Below are 3,129 nucleotides of genomic sequence, written 5' to 3'. Positions count from 1 at the left end.
GCGACGGGTACTTTAAGCCTGCTAGGTTTACAACGCTTATTCCACCACCGGAAGAGCCGCAAAAAGACGCAGAAGAAGCAGTTTGGGATGATTACCTTACGGCGCAAATAAATTACACAATAAAATTTTATTCTGCTGGATTTTGGCTGCATGAATACCCCAAAACCCTAGACGACTTAGACAATGTCACCCTTGTTGTAAGAAAAGAACATCTTGATAGTTTGATTAAAAACAATACACCCAAACGACCTGAAAGCTCAAAAACCACCAATAAGCAAAATGAAATCATCGCCGTTATGGCACAAATGATTTTAGGAAATAAAAACCGTCAATGGAGTAAAAAACAAACAGCTGAAAACCTTGTTGGCGACATCCAAGCCCATGCGGAAACGTTGGGATGGAAAATGCAAACCCTATCCGCGAAGACGCTGCAAAAATACATTGAAGAAGGCGAAGAACGCTTGAAGCAATAGCCGCTAACCCGCACAACTGCGCCATTTTGCGGGAATATTCCTTTTATTTTGGGAATATTCCCCAACATTCCAGCAAACATAAATAACCTTCTCCACACCGCGCAGCCATGCGCATCAACTAACTGGAGATTGTTATGCAAACACACCTAACTGCGCTTCCCCGCGAAGCGCATCTGCGAATGGCCGATATTGCCAGCAAAGGCAGCCGCAGAGGAATCACCGGCCTATCCGAAATGACCATCCGCCGCCTCATCAAGGCGGGCAAGTTTCCCGCCCCTCGCCGCTATCCCGACATGAAGCAGGCGACCTTCTTTGTGTACGGGGAAATCCTCGACTGGCTGCAAGCGCAAGCCAATGGAGGCCAGCAATGAGTACGAAAAAAGCCGCCCCGAAGGGCGGCATCAATCTACGAGGTGGCGCTGATTATACCCCAACCTTCCCGCGCAAGAAGGACAGCGTAACGGCTGAAACGCTCGCCCGCCTGCTCGATGGGCAGACCATCACCCAAAGGGAAGCCTATGACCGGCTTTCAACCGTCAATATCCCGCGCACCATTTTTGACCTGCGCCGCTATGGCTGGCCGGTAATCACCACCCCCGAAGAATCGCACACCCGCGACGGCAGAATCGCCCGCTATGCCCGCTATTCCCTTTCCCCGGACGTTATCGCCAGGTATGCCGACCGGCAATACATCTGCGACGTCTATGCGGCCAGGAAGGCACGGAGGGCGCAATGAACGCTATCACGCCGAAATGGGAAGGCATCGACCTGCACGCCAACCGCGATGCGTGGTTTAACGCCACCGAAATTGCTGAAGCCCACGGCAAGCGGCTGGATAACTTCTTTGCCCTGAAGCGCACGCAAGACTATCTCATGGCATTGGAAAAACAGGCGAACAATGGCGAAACATTGCCCGTTCTAAATCCCTTGGATTCAAGGGATTTAAAAAGCCTCGCCAAACGCTATCCGGCATTCATCAAGACACGGCGCGGCAAGTACGGCGGCACATGGCTGCATCCTGACCTCATGGTTTGCTTTGCCCGCTGGATAAGCATTGAGTTTGAAGTTTGGTGCGACCAGACCATCAGGCGGCTACTGACCGAACGCCCCGCATGGCAGGCGGCACGGGCAGAAAGCAAAATCGGTGCGCAAGTCATGGCGGAAATCCTGCAAACCACGCGGGCAGCGGCAGGCAAAGAAACCAAAGCGTATCACTTCAGCAACGAGGCGCTCTTGTGCAATGAAGCTCTGACGGGCAGGCGGGAAGCGCTCCCGCGCGACAACCTGCCCGCGCCCGCGCTGCGAATGCTCATCCGCCTGGAAGCCGCCAACGCCGCCCTCATCGCGCACGGCAAGCCCTACCACGAACGCAAGGTACACCTACAAGGCATGGCCGCGTCCATCCGCCTGCGCTACTACACGGAGGCGCTGCAATGAACGCCACGCCAAAACCGGGAAAATCCTGGAATATCGCGGCCCCGGCAAGGGAGTTTCAAAACGAGACCCCCTTTGCCCGTATCGTCCCACTTGACACCACCGCCCCCACCGGGCAACATTGCCGCGCCGCTGCAACATCAGCGGCCAGCTTTAGCAGGCTGAACCAACGACGGGCAAACCGTCGCAAGACGGCATTTTTATGCCCGAAAACCGCACCCGATGGAGTGGGGGCGGGGGAGGCGTTCGCGCCTGCCGGTTTCGTTGGCCGGTCTGCTAACCCCCGTCACCACGCCGCCATTTGGACTAGCAGCCAAAGCGCGGCCAACACCAACGAGGTGCAACCATGACCATCCAAACCCGCCGCTACAACGGCCTCGCTTCCCTGCTGGAAAACGCCGAAACCCTCGCCGCTATCCGCAGCTACTACCACTCGCAAGAGAAAACCAACACCTTCCCCACGCGCGATCTCACCTACCTGGAAAGCTGTGCGGAGTGCGCCAACGACAACCTCACCGACCTGCTCGAAACCTTCGCTCGCATGGCCGAAGACTGGCAGCAACTCAAGCCCTACCAGCAAAACACGCCAGCAAATGACGTAGCGCGGGCGCTCGCTACCTTTTCCATCCTGGCGGGCAACGTCCTGGCCGAACTGGCGACCATCCGCAAACACATCGCCTGGGCGAAGGAGACGGGGCGATGAAATACCGCGATCACACCGAAATCCTGCCCCTGCTCGAAGGGGCGGGCGAATCGTGGGCGCACGTGAAGGACGACGCCACCCGCCGCGAACTGCGCACAACCCTTGCCTTTGGCTTTGCTGAAATCAACGGGGCATCGGCTCTGCTGCAATGGCTGGTACACGGCCACAATGAAGGGCGTTCACTCATCGCCCTGCTGAATGAGGCCGCCCGCGACATCGACGAAGACGGACAGCGCCTCACTGCCCTGGCTGAACTGCTCGCCCGTAGCGAGAAGGAGGGCGACCATGCCATCCAGTAACTACCACGCCTACGCGGAAATCCTGCCCGAACTGGACGGCCTCGCCTTCACCGGCAAAACCCTGCCACCGGAACACGCCGCCCGTCTGGACATGACGCTGACGCTGGCGACGATGGAAGCGAACGGCGCCGCCGCCCTGCTCGAATGGCTGACCCGCGAACACGCCAAAGGGCGACCGCTGAATGCCCTGCTGGACGCCGCCTTTACCCAAATCGACGAC

General features: G+C 57.4%; 7 protein-coding genes. All 7 read left to right on the top strand.

The window, feature by feature from the left end; all coding sequences use genetic code 11:
• Positions 1-473: hypothetical protein (locus Q0349_RS01245; RefSeq protein WP_298078963.1), on the top strand; the 473-nt coding region annotated here is incomplete at its 5' end.
• Positions 474-607: 134 nt separating this feature from the next.
• Complete coding sequence (locus tag Q0349_RS01240; protein ID WP_298078961.1) at positions 608-844, top strand: hypothetical protein; 237 nt, start codon at positions 608-610, stop codon at positions 842-844.
• The gene (locus Q0349_RS01235; protein ID WP_298078960.1) at positions 841-1,209 is read left to right on the top strand and encodes a helix-turn-helix domain-containing protein; all 369 of its coding nucleotides are present in this window, start codon (positions 841-843) and stop codon (positions 1,207-1,209) included. Before Q0349_RS01240 ends, Q0349_RS01235 begins: the two co-directional genes overlap by 4 nt.
• Positions 1,206-1,910, top strand: coding sequence for a KilA-N domain-containing protein (locus tag Q0349_RS01230; RefSeq protein WP_298078959.1), 705 nt, complete (start codon positions 1,206-1,208; stop codon positions 1,908-1,910). The genes Q0349_RS01235 and Q0349_RS01230 overlap by 4 nt, the downstream gene beginning before the upstream one ends.
• Positions 1,911-2,253: 343 nt before the next feature.
• On the top strand, positions 2,254-2,610 hold the full coding sequence (locus Q0349_RS01225; protein ID WP_298078958.1) for a hypothetical protein: 357 nt from the start codon (positions 2,254-2,256) through the stop codon (positions 2,608-2,610).
• Positions 2,607-2,909: a hypothetical protein gene (locus Q0349_RS01220; RefSeq protein ID WP_298078957.1), complete on the top strand. Its 303-nt coding sequence runs from the start codon at positions 2,607-2,609 to the stop codon at positions 2,907-2,909. Before Q0349_RS01225 ends, Q0349_RS01220 begins: the two co-directional genes overlap by 4 nt.
• On the top strand, positions 2,896-3,129 hold a 234-nt coding region (locus Q0349_RS01215; RefSeq protein WP_298078956.1), incomplete at its 3' end, for a hypothetical protein. The genes Q0349_RS01220 and Q0349_RS01215, both read left to right, overlap by 14 nt.

Origin of the sequence: uncultured Cardiobacterium sp., assembly GCF_938028185.1 — a bacterium.
In the GTDB taxonomy this organism is placed as follows: domain Bacteria; phylum Pseudomonadota; class Gammaproteobacteria; order Cardiobacteriales; family Cardiobacteriaceae; genus Cardiobacterium.
The sequence above is the reverse complement of the archived record's forward strand: the minus strand, read 5'-3'. Positions and strand labels throughout refer to the sequence as shown.

Coding starts and splice junctions, on each gene's coding strand:
- Q0349_RS01220 (WP_298078957.1), top strand. CDS start 2,607: ATGAAATACCGCGATCACACCGAAATCCTGCCCCTGCTCGAAGGGGCG.
- Q0349_RS01230 (WP_298078959.1), top strand. CDS start 1,206: ATGAACGCTATCACGCCGAAATGGGAAGGCATCGACCTGCACGCCAAC.
- Q0349_RS01235 (WP_298078960.1), top strand. CDS start 841: ATGAGTACGAAAAAAGCCGCCCCGAAGGGCGGCATCAATCTACGAGGT.
- Q0349_RS01225 (WP_298078958.1), top strand. CDS start 2,254: ATGACCATCCAAACCCGCCGCTACAACGGCCTCGCTTCCCTGCTGGAA.
- Q0349_RS01240 (WP_298078961.1), top strand. CDS start 608: ATGCAAACACACCTAACTGCGCTTCCCCGCGAAGCGCATCTGCGAATG.